This is a genomic window from Pseudomonas sp. F1_0610 (genome assembly GCF_047470865.1).
Lineage (GTDB): Bacteria > Pseudomonadota > Gammaproteobacteria > Pseudomonadales > Pseudomonadaceae > JAZDRH01.
This window is the reverse complement of record NZ_JAZDRH010000098.1, coordinates 1-312: the sequence shown is the minus strand read 5'-3', so window position 1 is coordinate 312 and position 312 is coordinate 1. Positions and strand designations below refer to the sequence as shown.

Below are 312 nucleotides of genomic sequence, written 5' to 3'. Positions count from 1 at the left end.
GTTTGGCTTACCGCGCCACTCAATGATTTGCTCTAACGATCGAATAACTCGTGCGCTAGGCAAAGATAAATCAACATCTATAGCCAAGCATTCGCGATTAAAATCATCAATGACATTAAAGGTTCTGATGCTGCGGCCACTGGCTAAACTGTCTGACATAAAATCCATTGACCAGACATCGTTAATAGTCGTTGGAACGCTCAGCGCGTCAGGCTTATTTCGCTTGATGCGTTCTCTGGGTTTGATACGCAAGTTCAGCTCCAGCTCACAGTAAATGCGGTAAACGCGCTTATGGTTCCATTTAAAACCTTT

At 44.2% G+C, this 312-nt stretch carries 1 protein-coding gene; it reads right to left on the bottom strand.

Going from position 1 to position 312, the window contains the following annotated elements:
- Positions 1–312 (bottom strand): DDE-type integrase/transposase/recombinase (locus VQ643_RS16385; protein ID WP_414201598.1); only part of this gene is annotated, 312 nt, incomplete at both ends.